Annotated in this window: 16 protein-coding genes; 5 read left to right on the top strand and 11 right to left on the bottom strand. The window is 37.2% G+C overall.

Translation table 11 applies throughout. From position 1 onward, the window contains the following. Nucleotides 1-66: 66 nt before the first annotated feature. The 7 genes from nuoF to ACI6PS_RS08540 all read right to left on the bottom strand — a co-directional run bounded on the left by nuoF (nt 67) and on the right by ACI6PS_RS08540 (nt 5,526). Nucleotides 67-1,434 (bottom strand): NADH-quinone oxidoreductase subunit NuoF, encoded by a 1,368-nt coding sequence (gene nuoF, locus ACI6PS_RS08570; protein WP_421012142.1) that lies wholly within the window; start codon nt 1,432-1,434, stop codon nt 67-69. A 1-nt stretch (nt 1,435) separates the two neighbouring features. Continuing rightward, nucleotides 1,436-1,966 carry a complex I 24 kDa subunit family protein gene (locus ACI6PS_RS08565; protein ID WP_421012141.1) on the bottom strand — a complete coding sequence of 177 codons (531 nt, stop codon included), beginning with the start codon at nt 1,964-1,966 and terminating at the stop codon, nt 1,436-1,438. A 50-nt stretch (nt 1,967-2,016) separates the two neighbouring features. Beyond that, a complete protein-coding gene (locus tag ACI6PS_RS08560; protein ID WP_421012140.1) occupies nt 2,017-3,252 on the bottom strand; it encodes an NADH-quinone oxidoreductase subunit D in 1,236 nt (411 codons plus the stop codon). A 24-nt stretch (nt 3,253-3,276) separates the two neighbouring features. Further along, nucleotides 3,277-3,798, bottom strand: coding sequence for an NADH-quinone oxidoreductase subunit C (locus ACI6PS_RS08555; protein ID WP_421012139.1), 522 nt, complete (start codon nt 3,796-3,798; stop codon nt 3,277-3,279). A 6-nt stretch (nt 3,799-3,804) separates the two neighbouring features. Further along, the gene (locus ACI6PS_RS08550; RefSeq protein WP_421012138.1) at nt 3,805-4,353 is read right to left on the bottom strand and encodes an NADH-quinone oxidoreductase subunit B; all 549 of its coding nucleotides are present in this window, start codon (nt 4,351-4,353) and stop codon (nt 3,805-3,807) included. A gap of 119 nt (nt 4,354-4,472) precedes the next feature. Continuing rightward, on the bottom strand, nt 4,473-4,838 hold the full coding sequence (locus ACI6PS_RS08545; protein WP_421012137.1) for an NADH-quinone oxidoreductase subunit A: 366 nt from the start codon (nt 4,836-4,838) through the stop codon (nt 4,473-4,475). Nucleotides 4,839-5,049: 211 nt separating this feature from the next. Continuing rightward, on the bottom strand, nt 5,050-5,526 hold the full coding sequence (locus ACI6PS_RS08540; protein ID WP_421012136.1) for a TspO/MBR family protein: 477 nt from the start codon (nt 5,524-5,526) through the stop codon (nt 5,050-5,052). Between the two features lie 115 nt (nt 5,527-5,641). Between ACI6PS_RS08540 and ACI6PS_RS08535 the strand changes: the two genes are divergently transcribed. The 5 genes from ACI6PS_RS08535 to ACI6PS_RS08515 all read left to right on the top strand — a co-directional run bounded on the left by ACI6PS_RS08535 (nt 5,642) and on the right by ACI6PS_RS08515 (nt 10,391). Continuing rightward, on the top strand, nt 5,642-6,730 hold the full coding sequence (locus tag ACI6PS_RS08535) for a diphosphomevalonate/mevalonate 3,5-bisphosphate decarboxylase family protein (protein WP_421012135.1): 1,089 nt from the start codon (nt 5,642-5,644) through the stop codon (nt 6,728-6,730). Between the two features lie 77 nt (nt 6,731-6,807). Then, complete coding sequence (locus tag ACI6PS_RS08530; RefSeq protein ID WP_421012134.1) at nt 6,808-7,746, top strand: mevalonate kinase; 939 nt, start codon at nt 6,808-6,810, stop codon at nt 7,744-7,746. Nucleotides 7,747-7,795: 49 nt separating this feature from the next. Beyond that, complete coding sequence (locus ACI6PS_RS08525; protein WP_421012133.1) at nt 7,796-8,734, top strand: geranylgeranylglycerol-phosphate geranylgeranyltransferase; 939 nt, start codon at nt 7,796-7,798, stop codon at nt 8,732-8,734. Nucleotides 8,735-9,067: 333 nt separating this feature from the next. Then, a complete protein-coding gene (locus ACI6PS_RS08520) occupies nt 9,068-9,958 on the top strand; it encodes a pseudouridine synthase (protein WP_421012132.1) in 891 nt (296 codons plus the stop codon). Between the two features lie 70 nt (nt 9,959-10,028). After that, complete coding sequence (locus ACI6PS_RS08515; RefSeq protein WP_421012131.1) at nt 10,029-10,391, top strand: nuclear transport factor 2 family protein; 363 nt, start codon at nt 10,029-10,031, stop codon at nt 10,389-10,391. Nucleotides 10,392-10,449: 58 nt separating this feature from the next. On the opposite strand, the gene tsaB is transcribed toward ACI6PS_RS08515, so the two are convergent. Genes tsaB through ACI6PS_RS08495 form a run of 4 tightly spaced genes read right to left on the bottom strand, consistent with a single transcriptional unit; the run spans nt 10,450 to nt 14,893 of the window. Next, nucleotides 10,450-11,121 carry a tRNA (adenosine(37)-N6)-threonylcarbamoyltransferase complex dimerization subunit type 1 TsaB gene (gene tsaB / locus ACI6PS_RS08510; protein WP_421012130.1) on the bottom strand — a complete coding sequence of 224 codons (672 nt, stop codon included), beginning with the start codon at nt 11,119-11,121 and terminating at the stop codon, nt 10,450-10,452. Between the two features lie 3 nt (nt 11,122-11,124). After that, on the bottom strand, nt 11,125-12,492 hold the full coding sequence (locus tag ACI6PS_RS08505; protein WP_421012129.1) for a TolC family protein: 1,368 nt from the start codon (nt 12,490-12,492) through the stop codon (nt 11,125-11,127). Continuing rightward, the gene (locus tag ACI6PS_RS08500) at nt 12,492-13,589 is read right to left on the bottom strand and encodes an efflux RND transporter periplasmic adaptor subunit (protein WP_421012128.1); all 1,098 of its coding nucleotides are present in this window, start codon (nt 13,587-13,589) and stop codon (nt 12,492-12,494) included. Before ACI6PS_RS08500 ends, ACI6PS_RS08505 begins: the two co-directional genes overlap by 1 nt. A 35-nt stretch (nt 13,590-13,624) precedes the next feature. Further along, nucleotides 13,625-14,893: an ABC transporter permease gene (locus ACI6PS_RS08495; protein ID WP_421012127.1), complete on the bottom strand. Its 1,269-nt coding sequence runs from the start codon at nt 14,891-14,893 to the stop codon at nt 13,625-13,627.

The following is a 14,893-nucleotide window of genomic DNA, read 5'->3' as shown; positions in this document are numbered from 1 at the left end:
TTTATGCTCTAAGCTGTATGCTGTAAGCTTTAAGTCAAGGCTTATTGCTTATAGCTTACTGCCATTTTAAACTGTTTGTTTCGCTACCAAATGCCTCACCTTTTCAAAAGGTTCAGCCACAAAATGGTCTCTGTTTTTAATCTTTTCAGGAAAACGTACGTGGTATTCAAATTCCTCTCTAAAGTGACGGATTGCTGCGGCAACTGGCCAAGCAGCAGCATCTCCTAATGGACAGATTGTGTTTCCTTCAATTCTACTCTGGATACTCCATAGCAAATCGATATCTTCTTCACGGCCGTGACCGTTTTCGATTCTATGCAATACTTTTTCCAACCAACCTGTTCCTTCACGGCAAGGCGAACATTGTCCACAGCTTTCGTGGTGGTAGAATCTTGAGAAATTCCAAGTGTTTCTAACAATACAGGCTGTGTCATTATAAACAATGAATCCTCCAGAGCCTAACATCGAACCTGTTGCAAAACCACCGTCTGATAAAGATTCGTAAGACATCAAACGATCTTCGTTATTGGCAGTTTTGTAAATCAAATGAGCTGGCAAGACAGGAACAGAAGAACCTCCAGGAACGAACGCCTTCAAAGGCCTGTCATCAATCATTCCACCTAGATATTCATCAGAATTCATAAACTCATGAACACTTAATCCCAATTCAATTTCGTAAACACCTGGGTTTTTGATGTGTCCAGAAGCAGAAATTAATTTTGTACCTGTTGAGCGACCGATACCAATTTTGGCATAATCTTCACCTGAATTATTGATAATCCACGGCACAGTAGCGATTGTTTCCACGTTATTTACAACTGTTGGATTGGCCCAAAGTCCAGAAACAGCAGGGAATGGCGGTTTGATACGCGGATTTCCTCTTTTTCCTTCCAACGATTCAATAAGTGCGGTTTCTTCTCCACAGATGTAAGCACCTCCACCAATTTGAACGTATAATTCCAAATCATATCCGGTACCTAAAATATTTTTTCCAAGCCAGCCAGCATTTTTTGCTTCGGCAATGGCACGTTCTAAAATCTTATAAACCCACATATATTCTCCACGAATATAGATGTAGGATAAATTTGCTCCCAATGCATAACTTGAAGTGATCATTCCTTCAATCAAAAGATGCGGAATGTATTCCATCAAGAACCTGTCTTTGAACGTTCCAGGTTCAGATTCATCGGCATTGCAAACCAGATGTCTTGGTTTCCCTGATTTTTTATCAATAAAGCTCCACTTCATTCCGGCAGGAAACCCTGCTCCACCACGACCACGAAGTCCGGAAGTTTTTACTTCTTCTACCACTTCATCAGGAGTTAGTTTTTTCAAGGCTTTTTCTACAGATGCATAACCTCCTTCACGACGATATACTTCGTAGGTTTTGATGCCCGGGACATTAATCTTGTCTAATAATATTTTTTGTGACATATTATTTATCGTGTAAAGTAATCTTGTTATCTCTGCAATCTACAATCAGTTGGTCTATTTTTTCTGGTGTCAGATGCTCTTGGAAGAAATCACCCAACTGCATCATTGGTGCATAACCACAAGCACCAAGACACTCGACACCACGAACTTCAAACATTCCGTCTGGTGTTGGCTCACCTACTTTTACACCCAATTTTTCACAGGTATAATCCATTAGGTTTTCAACACCTCTTAAACAACAAGGCGAAGTTTGACAAAATTCAAACATATATTTCCCAATTGGCCTTCTGTTGAACATAGTATAAAAACTTACTACCTCATAGACTTCCACAGGCTTTATCTGCAATATTTCGGCTACTTTGTCTTGTAATTCAATACTCAACCAGTTATCGTGGGCATCTTGCACTTCGTGAAGCACAGGAAGCAAAGCAGATTTTTGCTTTCCTTCAGGATAATGACTAATCAATTCGTTGATACGAGTCATCAAAGCTTCCGTTATATTGATCTCTTGTGTATGATGTGTTCTTTCCATTTTTCTTTTAAATCTGAAATCTAAAATCGTTAATCAACAATCTGAAATTCTTAAGCGTCTAATTCTCCTGCAATTACATTCAAACTAGACAGTGTTGCGATGGCATCCGAAAGCATTGCACCTTTTACCATGTCATTGAATGCTTGGTAATAGATAAAACAAGGTCTTCTGAAATGCAATCTGAAAGGTGTTCGGCTTCCGTCAGTAATTAGGTAGAAACCAACTTCTCCGTTTCCGCCTTCAACAGCGTGATATACTTCTGTTACTGGAACAGGAATTTCTCCCATTACAATTTTGAAGTGATAAATTAATCCTTCCATTGTATTGTAAACATCTTCTTTTGGAGGAAGGTAATAATCGGGAACATCAGCATGGAAAGGTCCTTCTGGCAATTTAGCAATGGCTTGCTTGATGATGCTCATACTTTCCCAAACTTCGGCATTTCTTACACAGAAACGATCATAAGTATCCCCAGATTTTCCAACAGGAATTTCAAATTCGAAATCTTCGTATGAACTGTAAGGTTGCATAACTCTGACATCGTAATCAATACCGGCGGCTCTTAAATTCGGACCTGTAAAACCATAACTGATTGCTTTTTCAGCCGAAATAGCTCCCACATCAATGGTTCTGTCCATAAAGATTCTATTTCTAGTCAAGAGGTTTTCAAATTCTCTCCAAACTTCTGGAAATTCTTCTAAAAAAGCATTGATTTTTTCCCAAGCTTTTGGACTCCAATCTCTTTCGAAACCACCAATTCGTCCCATATTTGTCGTAAGACGGGCTCCACAAATTTCTTCATAGATTTCGTAGATTTTTTCTCTGAATTGGAATACATATAAGAAACCAGTTAGCGCTCCAGTATCTACACCCATAACCGAGCTGCAGATAATGTGATCGGCAATACGCGCCAATTCCATAATGATGACCCTCATGTATTGGACACGTTTTGGAATTTCTATATTTAAGGCTTTTTCCAAAGTCATCCACCAACCCATATTGTTGATGGGAGCCGAACAGTAATTCATACGGTCGGTTAGTGGTGTGATTTGGTAAAAAGGTCTGTTTTCTGCTATTTTTTCGAATGCACGATGGATGTATCCAACAGTTCCTTCACCGTCCACGATTCGTTCTCCATCCATCAAAAGAATGTTTTGGAAAATTCCGTGGGTTGCCGGGTGAGTAGGGCCTAAATTCAGAATCGAAAGTTCGCTTCCATCTTCATTTTGCCTTTGTTTGATGATATCGGCATATCGTAATTCTGGTGGTAATAATAAGTCTGACATATAATCGATATTATTTCAGGGCAATTAGCAATTATCGGTTGTTCTACCGAAGAAACGGTCGTCTTTGTCGGTTCTTCCCCCATCTTCCATTGGGAATTCTTTTCGCATTGGGAAAGAGGTCATTTCGTCCATATTCAAGATTCTCTTCAATTGTGGATGACCTTTAAATATAATTCCATAGAAATCATACGTTTCTCTTTCTTGCCAGTTAGAACTTAAAAATAAGTTTGAAACTGTATCGATCTCAGGATTTTCACCATTAAGGAAACATTTGATACGAATCCTTACGTTGTCTATCCAATTGTGCATGTGATAAACCACTGCAAATTGTCTGTCTGGAGTTGCATCTGGGTAATGAACACCGCATAAATCGGTCATGAAATTGAAACGCAAAGTAGCATCGTCTCTCAAAAACTGGATTACTTTTGTAATAGAATTTGAATCTACTTCGAAAGTGAGTATGTCGTGTAGCTGTACAAAATCGGTTACGATTGTATCGAATTGATCAACTAATTTTGTTTGTATAACGGAGGTTTCTAATGCCATTTATAATTACTTGATGTTATAAGAAGCCAATAATTCAGTGTATTCTGGAGAACTTCTTCTTCTAACGGATTCTGATCGTACTAAATCTTGCAATCGCATCACACCGTCTAGAATTTGTTCCGGTCTTGGAGGACATCCCGGAACATAAACGTCAACAGGAATTACCTTGTCGATTCCTTGAAGAACAGAGTAGGTATCGAAAATACCACCTGAACAAGCACAAGCTCCAACTGAGATAACCCATCTAGGTTCGGCCATTTGTTCATAAACTTGGCGTAAGATCGGCGCCATCTTTTTAGCGATTGTTCCCATAACAAGCAACATATCCGCTTGACGAGGAGAAAAACTCATACGTTCAGAACCGAAACGAGCCACGTCATAGTGTGCGGCCATTGTTGCCATAAATTCAATTCCGCAACAAGAAGTTGCAAAAGGCAGTGGCCAAAGTGAATTGGCGCGAGCCATTCCTACAACATCGCTTAGTTTTGTTGCGAAAAAGCCCTCTCCAGCGTATCCTTCCGGAGCATCTACTATATTTACTTTTGAATCACTCATTTTAATTTTAGATTTTAGATTTTAGATTTTAGAATTCAGAAAATTCTAAATGTGAAATCCAGTTTCATTATTTATAATCTGAGAATCTAAAATCTAAACTCTCAAATCTAAATTTTTATTTATTCCCACTCCAATCCTTTTTTCTTCATCACATAGAAAAAACCTACGATAAGAAGAAACATAAAGATTCCCATTTTTAATAATCCTTCAAAGCCCATTTCTCTGAAATTCACCGCCCAAGGATACATAAAGATCACTTCGACATCGAACAAAACGAAAAGAATTGCTACTAGAAAATATTTTACAGAGAAAGGCATACGGGCATTTCCTACCGACTCGATACCGCACTCAAAGTTCTTGTCTTTGTTTTTGGAAGACCTTTTTGGGCCTAAAAAGCTAGAGCCAATAATGGTTGCCACGACAAATCCAACTGCAAGAAGCAACTGCATTACTATTGGAAAATAATCAAATTGATCTGTTTGCATAATGATATTTTTAGCAAAAAAAATTTTGCTTACAAAGATAGGTTTCATCTATTTAAATCACAACCATAAAATGCACTTTCGTTTTAACTATAACGTTGTAAATGGCTAATTTTTATTGATTATAAATAAGATGATTTTATGCAAGATGTGTAAAGAAAATGGTTTTTGAGTGTAAAATATTGCTTTTTATGCAATCGAAAAAAACGATTTTTTATCTGTTCAGCCACCAGATTGCCCCATTCAAAATCATAGCAAAACTTACCCAAAGCAAATAGGGGATAAACGTATATCCGGCAAATTTATTCAGTTTGCTGAACTTTATGAATGTTTCATAAATCATCAATAGAAGAATAATGATTTCAATTAAGGCTAAAAGAGGGTTTTTTAAGCCAAAAAACAAAAGTGACCAAGTGGCATTCAGTCCTAATTGTATAAAGAAAAATAACAATGCTGTTGAAACTTCCTCTTTTTTCTTTTTGACTTTATGCCAAACAAGTCCGGCTCCAATTCCCATCAGAATGTAAAGCGTTGTCCATACGGGTGCAAAAATCCAATTCGGAGGATTAAAATTTGGTTTCTCTATCGTAGTGTACCAAGTCGTAATGCTGTCACGAGTTACAATTCCTGATAAGTAACCTACTGCTAAACAAATGGCTACCATTATTGCGATCTTTGCGTACTTGTTCATCTTTTTTTTATCAAAAATAGTCAAATTCTATAATATCTGAATTACAATTATCCGATATGATTTTACACAATATTATGTTTCGACAAAAAAAGTATCTTTGCGAAAAATAATTATAATGATTGCTGAAAACGATTTTATCCCGTCAAAATATTCAACCACCATCGAAAAAGGAACTTTTAAATGGAGCGCTCCAAGCAATATTGCTTTGGTGAAATATTGGGGAAAGAAAGAAAATCAGGTTCCGGCCAATCCATCCATCAGTTTTACGTTGAATAATTGTAAAACGATTACGGAATTGTCTTTTGAAAAGAAAGCAAATCCGTCAGACGATTTTTCGTTTGATTTGCTTTTTGAAGGAAAACCTAAGGAAGATTTTAAGCCAAAAATTCAAAAATTCTTCGAGAGAGTTTTGGTTTATCTGCCGTTTTTGAAGGATTATCATTTTACGATTGACACCCAAAACACGTTTCCGCATAGTTCTGGAATAGCGTCATCCGCTTCAGGAATGTCTGCTTTGGCAATGAATTTAATGTCGTTGGAAAAAGCGTTACACCCCGAAATGACCGAACATTATTTTTATCAAAAAGCTTCGTTTTTAGCAAGATTGGGTTCGGGAAGTGCATGCAGAAGCATTAGAGGAAATGTTGTAGAATGGGGAAATCATGCTGAAATTTCTGGAAGTTCCGATTTGTTTGGTGTTATTTTCCCAACTAAAATTCACAGCAATTTTCAGAATTACCAAGACACGATTTTATTGGTTGATAAAGGCGAAAAGCAAGTTTCAAGCACGGTTGGCCATGATTTGATGCACAACCATCCTTTTGCCGAAAGGCGATTTGAACAGGCGCATGAAAATCTATCAAAAATAAAAGCCATTTTAGAAAACGGAAATCTGGAAGAATTTATCAAAATTGTAGAAAGCGAAGCCTTGACTTTACACGCCATGATGATGACTTCGATGCCTTATTTTATTTTGATGAAGCCCAATACATTGGAAATCATCAATAAGATTTGGAAATTTAGAAACGAAACTCAAATTCCAATTTGTTTTACGTTGGATGCTGGAGCAAATGTCCACGTTTTGTATCCCGAAAACGTTACCGAAACGGTTTTGCAATTTATTAAAGATGAATTGGTTGTCTATTGTCAAAATGGGCAGTATATTTGCGATGTAATTGGAAATGGGGTGGAGCAATTGAAATAATTCGTATATTTATACTAAATTTTGCAGAAAGCGAACCAACGCAGAATCAAAAAGAGACTAAAAAACAAGAAATCTAAATGAAAGGACCATTATTTTACTCAAAAATTTTACTCTTCGGAGAATACGGAATTATCAGAGATTCTAAAGGTTTATCCATTCCTTATAATTTTTATAACGGCGCTTTGAAAGGGGCAGATGTTTTAGATGAAGCATCAGCAAAATCCAATCAAAGCCTGAAGAGATTTGTTTCCTATCTTGAAAATCTGCAAGAAGAACAACCGGAATTGGTTACTTTCGATTTGGCTACTTTAAAAACAGATGTAGATGCAGGAATGTATTTCGATTCAAGCATTCCGCAAGGTTATGGAGTAGGTAGTAGTGGTGCATTGGTTGCCGCGATCTACGACAAATACGCCAACAATAAAATCACGGTTTTGGAAAATCTTACAAGAGAAAAACTGTTGATCTTGAAAACTATTTTTTCTCAAATGGAATCTTTTTTCCACGGAAAAAGTTCTGGCTTGGATCCTTTGAATAGTTATTTGAGCATTCCAATCTTGATTAATTCTAAAGATAATATCGAAGCAACCGGAATCCCGACACAAAGTTTCGACGGAAAAGGAGCTGTGTTTTTACTGGATTCTGGAATTGTGGGCGAAACCGCTCCAATGGTCAATATTTTTATGGAAAACCTGAAAGACAAAGGTTTCCGTGCGATGCTGAAAAACCAATTTGTAAAATACACCGATGCTTGTGTGGAGAATTTCCTTGGTGGCGATTTGAAATCATTGTTTTCGAATACCAAAAAGCTTTCAAAAGTGGTTTTGAACAACTTCAAACCTATGATTCCAGAGCAATTTCATGGAATCTGGCAACAAGGTATCGATACAAACGATTATTACTTAAAACTTTGCGGTTCTGGTGGAGGAGGTTATATCTTAGGCTTCACTCAGGATTTGGAAAAAGCAAAACAAACCTTAAAAGATTACAAACTAGAAGTGGTTTATCAATTTTAAAAAGTACTTTTGGATTACATCTGAATTTTAAATATCCAAACCCCATAAAATGCTAAGCAGAAAGAACAAACTTCTCGTAATGAAAATTATCAGTTTGTTCTCTGTCGTCAGAGGTTACAACATTCCCATCATCATTCTGGCACAATACCTTTCGGCGATTTTTATATTGGCCAAAAACAAATCAGCACTTGAAACCCTATTAGATTTTAATCTTTTCATCATTGTTTTGGCTTCTTCGCTCACGATAGCTTCGGGTTACATCATCAATAATTTCTATGATAGCCAAAAAGATTTAATCAACCGTCCTCAGAAGTCAATGCTCGACCGTTTGGTCAGCCAAAAGACAAAACTGACGGTTTATTTCTCGCTTAATTTTCTCGTCGCACTTTTAGCTTTGCTGGTTTCCTGGAGAGCATCTTTGTTTTTCTCGGTCTATATTTTCCTCATCTGGTTCTATTCTCATAAAGTGAAACGCTTTACCATCATTGGGAATTTAATGTCAACCTTGATGGCAATTCTACCATTCTTCGCCATCTTTTTAATGTATTATAAAGACATCGAAGACAAAAGTTCCTACGTGGTCATCTTTTCACACGCCACTTTTTTATTCCTCTTGCTTCTCATCCGCGAAATGATCAAGGATTTAGAAAACATCATCGGCGATTTCTCCAACGATTATCAAACCATTCCGGTAGTCTACGGCGAAAAAGTATCCAAATACATCATCACCGTTTTGTGCATCCTCACCATCATTCCCGTTTACATTCTCATCGAATTGGACGACGTCGGTTACATGGACATCTATTTTTACGTATGCCTCATCATTCTCATATTTTTCACACTATATCTTTGGAAATCCAAAACAAAAGAACAATTCCTAAAACTCCATAACGTCCTGAAATTCTTAATCGTTGCAGGCGTTTTCTGCATCGTGCTCATCGACCCAGCCGTCTTGTGGCACGGAAGAAACCTGCTTTTAAAGATTTAAATAAGAAGCCAATCCGGCTTTCCACTTCAACTCCTCATTGTGAAAGCTGTTTTCCCAAGCCACAAAAGGAGCTTCCGCTGGTCGCTCTTTTGCGTCAGGAAAAACTAGCTTTCACAATTCCGGGGTTTTCTTTACTCCCGAAGCTTCGGGACCGGGCTACATCAATAACAACTTCAAAAATCAATTTCAATGTCAAATTCCAGAAAAAAATCGTAGAAATCATAAAAATCAAATTCAAAATCAACAATTTAAAGTTCAAATCTGCAATCTAAAATCTACAATCTAAAATCGGCAATCTAAAATAACCTATCTTTGCACAAATTATGTTGATTTATGAATAACAATGGAGGCAATAGTAAGCGAACAGGTACAAGCAGACCAAGTTCGAACAAGCCAAAACCGGCAATGGACAAGCGTTCCCAAAAGCCAAAGAAGAAAGTAGCCGACAAGCCAACGGCTGAAGAAGCCAAATCTGCCAAAAAGCCAAATCAGGCACCAAAAAGAGCAAAAGCTTCAGACGAAATTCGTTTGAACAAATATATTTCCAATTCAGGAGTTTGCTCACGTCGTGATGCAGATATCTACATCCAATCTGGAAACGTAAAAGTAAACGGAATTCCTGTTACCGAAATGGGTTATCTGGTAAAATTAACCGATGTCGTGAATTTCGACGGAGTGAATCTAACACCGGAAAAAAAGGAATACATCCTTTTGAACAAGCCCAAAAATTTTACCACAGCTTTTGATGAAGGAGCGGAATACCGCAATGTTTTAGAATTGGTAAAAGGTTCTACCACTGCAAAAATTGCTGCAGTAGGAAGAATGGACAAGAACACCACAGGTTTGTTGTTATTGACCAACGACACGGATATGATTAGAAAGTTCAGTCTTCCGAGCCAAAAATCTTCTAAAATCTACCAAGTTTCGCTGGATAAGAATTTGAAATTCGAAGACCTTGAAAAAATCAGTAAAGGTTTGACAATCGACAATCATAGAATTTTTGTGGAAGAAATCAGTTATATCGAAAAGGAGCCAAAAAGCGAAGTCGGACTTAAGATAAGAAGTTCCAACATCAAAGTGGTTCGTTCCATCTTTGAGCATTTCGACTATGATGTTCTAAGAATCGACCGCGTTGCTTTCGCAGGATTAACTAAAAAAAATCTACCGAGAGGAAATTGGAGACTGCTAACCGAACAGGAAATTATCAATTTGAAGAACGTTTAAAATCTTCGAAAATAAATAAAACAAACTCCTCTTTTGAAACTTTTGAAAGAGGAGTTTTTAAATTAAATCAATGACACCACAAGTTTTACAATCCATCGCCTTCAAATGGTTTGATGCCTTCAATAAACACAATCTTGAACAACTTTTATCGCTTTATGATGACGAAGCACAGCATTACAGTCCGAAATTAAAAATCAGACAACCCGAAACGAATGGTTTGGTGATTGGTAAGGATGCCATGAGAAGTTGGTGGAAAGATGCTTTCGAAAGATTGCCAAGTCTTCATTACAAAGTTACTTCGCTCACGGCAAACGAAAACCGTGTTTTTATGGAATACATAAGATCAGTTGACAACGAAGAAGATATGCTTGTTGCTGAAGTTTTGGAGGTAAAGGACAACAAGATTGTCTTTTCAAGAGTCTATCACGGATAGTTTCAATTAAAAAAGGAGAATTAAAAATTGAACCTGACAATCTTTAATTTTCAAATAATTATTTCGTCATAAAAAAATCCTTCAGATAAAAAGGTTCAAAGTAAGCGACATCAACTGTGTCGTTTTTTTTGTACTTGTCAAAACTGATTTGGCTCATTTCTTTTGCCGAGGGATAAATTATATCATCAAGAAAGATGAAATTTTCTTTTGTTAAAACGGCCTTGCATTTTTCAGCACAATCGCCTACAAAATAGATCTTACCGTCAATGTGATTAAAACTTTCTGCAGTAATTATTTCAGCCTGAACTTCTCTAGCTTTTTCGTGATTGGAATTAAAAATAGCACTGTACACTTCCATTCTCCTAGCATCAATCATCGGAATAATGGTTCCATCATTTTGATTTACCTGTCGTGCCAACGATTCTAAAGTGTCAACAGCAATAAGTGGAATATCTAAGGCAAAGCACAATCCTTTTGCGGCAGAAACACCAATCCTCAAACCAGTATAAGAACCTGGGCCTTGACTCACAGCAATAGCCGACAAATCGCTCAGGCTGATACTTGCTTCTTTGATAATTTCTTCAATAAAAACATGCAACTTCTCTGCATGAGAATAACCTTGTTCTGCAATTTCTTTGCAAAGCAAGGTTACTCCGTTTTCAGCAATCGAAACCGAACAGTTCTTGGTTGCCGTCTCAATATTTAGAATATAAATCTTTTCTGATGTCATAAATTATTGCTCCATTATTGGAATTCCGAAATAGAATTCCACCACTTTTACCCTGAAAATATAATCGTATTTTGTTCTTAAAACATCTGATTGTGCGTTTGCAAATAAGGTTTGCGATTGATTCAAATCAAACGCATTCATCAAACCTACGGCAAATCGTTCTTTTGCATAATTATAAGCTTCGGTTCTTGCCTCTAATGCCACAACAGCCGATTCATACGCATTTAAAGCACCTTTTGCATCAGTAAAAGCTGTAAACACATTACGCTCTAAATCCAATTCTTGCTGTTTGAAATTGATTTTTGATCGTTCCAAGGCTACTTTTGAGCGCTCTACATTGTTTCGAACAGAAAAGCCATTCAAGATAGGAATGTTCAATTGAACTCCAAAAGAATGTCCTTTACTGTCACTGAACTGATCAAAAATAGGAGCTGGGCCACGAAGTGTCAAATTTCCAAATGCATCTGTCACAACACGATCAGCATTGGTTGCTCTCGCACTAAAACTATAATACCCTTGTAATGTAGGTTGAAACCCGCCTTTGGCAATTTTAATGTCTTTTTCGGCAATTTCTAAATTTGTTCTCGCAATTTTCAACTCCACACGTTGCTCTCTTGCCTTCTCAAAAATAGAATTCGGTGTTTGAAGCATCGTTTGGCTTTCCGTTACTTCATAACTATCATCGGCGATATCAAAATTCTGAAAATCTTCTAATTGAAGAAGCTGTGCCAAGCTCAATTTAGAAATCAGTAAGGTGTTTTCGGCAGTTACAACGGCTTGCTGACTTGTAGCAACAGTAGCTTTCATATCGAACAAATCGCCTCTCGGAACCGAACCTGCATTTACCAATTCCTGTGATCTTTGTTCTTGTTTTTGGTTGTTTGATAATTGTTCTTTTTGGACCTTTAAATTTTCTTTGTTAAAAAGAATCTGCAGGAAAGCATTCGCAACATTCAATGAAACGTCATCTTTTATCTTGGACATCTGGTATTGTGCGGCAATAATCGCTAATCTGGAACGACTCAAGCGATTCTGATTTTGCAAACCTTTGTAGATGTCAACGCCTACATTTAATCCAACTCCAGTATTTTGGAAAGTTTGTGTCTCGGCAAGGTTGGTAATCGGATTGAAGTTTAAACCGACATTCCAATTATGCGATGCACTTGCATTTACGGAAGGCAAGAAGTTGCCAAAAGCATCTTTCTTGTCAATTGCCGATAGTTGGGCATCCAATTCGGTTTGCTGAATGGTAATATTATTCTTTAGTGCATGCTCTACACATTCGCGCAATGTCCATTTTTTTTCCTGTGCGTGTGATGATAATCCTGACAATAGGAAGACAATCGTTGCTATATAATTTAAGTTTTTCATTATTCTACAGCTTGATTCCACACTTTAATTTTATCGTCTTTGGTTACGCCGCTTTTGATTTGCACATAAATACCGTCACTTACGCCTAGAACAACATTTCTTTTTTCAAATTTTTGTGTTCCAACTTCTACTTCTACAAACGATTTTTTTGTCTTTTCATCAAATTGTACCAATGATTCTTTAATGGCTAAAACCTTATCAGCCTTTTCCAAAATAATAGAAGCATTGGCACTCAAACCCGCACGGATAAACGTATTTTCTTTATTATCCAGAGTTCCTTTGATAGGGAATTGAACCGCTCCATTTTCTTCGGTTCCTTTTGGTGCGATATAATCCAAAACCGCACTGAATTTCTTGTTTTCGATGGCTCCAACAGTAATTTCCAAAGGCAAATTCAATTTGATCTTTCCAACTTCAGATTCATCCAATTTTCCTTCAAAAATCATACTTCCAACATCTGCCAAACTTGCAATTGTAGTTCCTTCGTTAAAGTTGTTGCTTTCAATTACTTGGTTTCCAGCTTTTACAGGAACGTCCAGAACCATTCCGTTTACGGTAGAACGTATCATAGTTTGTGCCACACTTGCCATACTTTTTGAAGTACCTGTTTTGATGATTTCAACGTTTTGTAAAGCCGAACGGTAGTTTTGCTGTGATTGCTTGTAGGTTGTTTCAGCCACATCAAAATCGTTGGCAGAAATCACACCTTTGTCAAACAATGTTTTCTGACGGGCATATAATTTTTGCTGGTTGTCCAAATCAATCTTTGCCGATTGCACTTGGTTTTGGGCACTGTTCAAGTTTGCGATATTCGGAACCACCTTGATTTTTGCAATCAAATCTCCCGCTTTTACATTATCTCCCGCTTCAACATAAACCTCTTCTATAATTCCAGAAATATTCGGTTTGATCAATACTTCTTCCTTTGGAACAATTTTTCCTGTGGCAACGGTATTTTTTGTAATAGTTTTGATTTCTGCTTTTTCGGTTTTATAAACCGTTGGCGATTGTTGGTTCTTCTGAAACAAATAATATAAAGCTCCTCCGAAGGTTATCGCTAGGACGATTAAAATGATGATGGTGGTTCTTTTTTTCATATCTGAGAGGTAAAATTTTGATTTTATGATTTAGTTTATTCTGTTCTTAATGCATCAATTGGTTTTGTCTTTATAGCAGTTTGAGCCGGGATGAAACCAGCAATCAATCCGGCCACAACCAGTATCATAAGTGCAATTACCACAACACCCAAACTGATACTTGGATTAGCAAACATGACTTCGGATTTATCTGGAATGCTATCCAATAAGGAGTTGACAATAGCAATGATTCCTGTCGAGAAAATAATTCCTGCCATACCCGCTATCAGCGACAAGACTACTGATTCGGTTAGAATTTGTGTTCTAATGTTCCAAGGTGTTGCTCCAAGTGCACGTCGTATGCCAATTTCTTTTGTTCTTTCCTTCACAACAATCAACATGATGTTTATGATTCCGATTACACCTGAAAGCAACACTAATCCTCCTACTAAGTAAGATACGGCTGTTAGAATAAAAAACAACCCGCTGATTTTTGAAAACTCGGCATATAAATCGAAATTTCCAATGGCACTATCGTCGGATGGGTCAATTGAGTGTCTTGCCTTTAGTAGATCGAAAATTTTTGGTTTTAATTCTGTTATCGGCACACCATCTTTTGCGGTAATGGCCATCCATCCTACGATATCGCCATAATTGAAGGCTTGCTGAAAACTCGTAAACGGTGTAAATATCTGCTTCTGACTTTCTTCGGCATCGCCACCCATATTGGAAATGCTTTTATAAACACCAACGACCATAAAGTTCACGCCGTTCACTTTTATATAGCTCCCCAAAACTTCTTCTCCAGGTTTATACATCTCTCTGATAATTCCCTCTCCAATAACGGCGATTTTCCTTTTCTGATTGATGTCTTCATAGTTTAAAAATCGTCCCTTGAGAATTTTCATGGGCTGTTGCATAATGAACTCTGGATAGTCACCATAAACGTTATAAGCACCAGTTTTTGTACCTCTAATTACATTATTACTCCCGCGAAAACCACCTAATTGATTTCTAGGAGATACAAATTGTAAATCTTTAAATTCTCTTTTAATGGCATCTACATCGCCATTCTTGTAATTGAATCTTCTTCCTTGTGGCAATCCTTTATAAGGTTTAGAAGTGGAATTTGCCCAAACAAACATCGAATTGGTAGATAATCCTCCAAATCCTTGCTTGATGCCATTTTCTAAACCAGTACTTGCTGCGAGTAAGATTACCAGGATTGTGATTCCCCAGAAAACCCCAAATGCTGTAATAAAAGTACGCAATGGCTTAGCCGAAAGGGCTTCAAGTATTTCATTCCATCTGTCTCTATTAAACAT

The organism is Flavobacterium sp. PLA-1-15 (assembly GCF_049060005.1).
GTDB lineage: Bacteria > Bacteroidota > Bacteroidia > Flavobacteriales > Flavobacteriaceae > Flavobacterium.
Note: the sequence above shows the minus strand (reverse complement) of the source record. Positions and strands in the feature narration are given on the sequence as shown.

What these genes read in the sequence shown, in the direction of transcription:
- ACI6PS_RS08520 (WP_421012132.1), top strand. Translation starts at nt 9,068, where the DNA reads ATGAATAACAATGGAGGCAATAGTAAGCGAACAGGTACAAGCAGACCA.
- ACI6PS_RS08565 (WP_421012141.1), bottom strand. Translation starts at nt 1,966, where the DNA reads ATGGAAAGAACACATCATACACAAGAGATCAATATAACGGAAGCTTTG.
- ACI6PS_RS08515 (WP_421012131.1), top strand. Translation starts at nt 10,029, where the DNA reads ATGACACCACAAGTTTTACAATCCATCGCCTTCAAATGGTTTGATGCC.
- ACI6PS_RS08555 (WP_421012139.1), bottom strand. Translation starts at nt 3,798, where the DNA reads ATGGCATTAGAAACCTCCGTTATACAAACAAAATTAGTTGATCAATTC.
- ACI6PS_RS08540 (WP_421012136.1), bottom strand. Translation starts at nt 5,526, where the DNA reads ATGAACAAGTACGCAAAGATCGCAATAATGGTAGCCATTTGTTTAGCA.
- ACI6PS_RS08560 (WP_421012140.1), bottom strand. Translation starts at nt 3,252, where the DNA reads ATGTCAGACTTATTATTACCACCAGAATTACGATATGCCGATATCATC.
- ACI6PS_RS08505 (WP_421012129.1), bottom strand. Translation starts at nt 12,492, where the DNA reads ATGAAAAACTTAAATTATATAGCAACGATTGTCTTCCTATTGTCAGGA.
- tsaB (WP_421012130.1), bottom strand. Translation starts at nt 11,121, where the DNA reads ATGACATCAGAAAAGATTTATATTCTAAATATTGAGACGGCAACCAAG.
- ACI6PS_RS08525 (WP_421012133.1), top strand. Translation starts at nt 7,796, where the DNA reads ATGCTAAGCAGAAAGAACAAACTTCTCGTAATGAAAATTATCAGTTTG.
- ACI6PS_RS08500 (WP_421012128.1), bottom strand. Translation starts at nt 13,589, where the DNA reads ATGAAAAAAAGAACCACCATCATCATTTTAATCGTCCTAGCGATAACC.
- ACI6PS_RS08535 (WP_421012135.1), top strand. Translation starts at nt 5,642, where the DNA reads ATGATTGCTGAAAACGATTTTATCCCGTCAAAATATTCAACCACCATC.
- ACI6PS_RS08530 (WP_421012134.1), top strand. Translation starts at nt 6,808, where the DNA reads ATGAAAGGACCATTATTTTACTCAAAAATTTTACTCTTCGGAGAATAC.
- nuoF (WP_421012142.1), bottom strand. Translation starts at nt 1,434, where the DNA reads ATGTCACAAAAAATATTATTAGACAAGATTAATGTCCCGGGCATCAAA.
- ACI6PS_RS08495 (WP_421012127.1), bottom strand. Translation starts at nt 14,893, where the DNA reads ATGTTTAATAGAGACAGATGGAATGAAATACTTGAAGCCCTTTCGGCT.
- ACI6PS_RS08545 (WP_421012137.1), bottom strand. Translation starts at nt 4,838, where the DNA reads ATGCAAACAGATCAATTTGATTATTTTCCAATAGTAATGCAGTTGCTT.
- ACI6PS_RS08550 (WP_421012138.1), bottom strand. Translation starts at nt 4,353, where the DNA reads ATGAGTGATTCAAAAGTAAATATAGTAGATGCTCCGGAAGGATACGCT.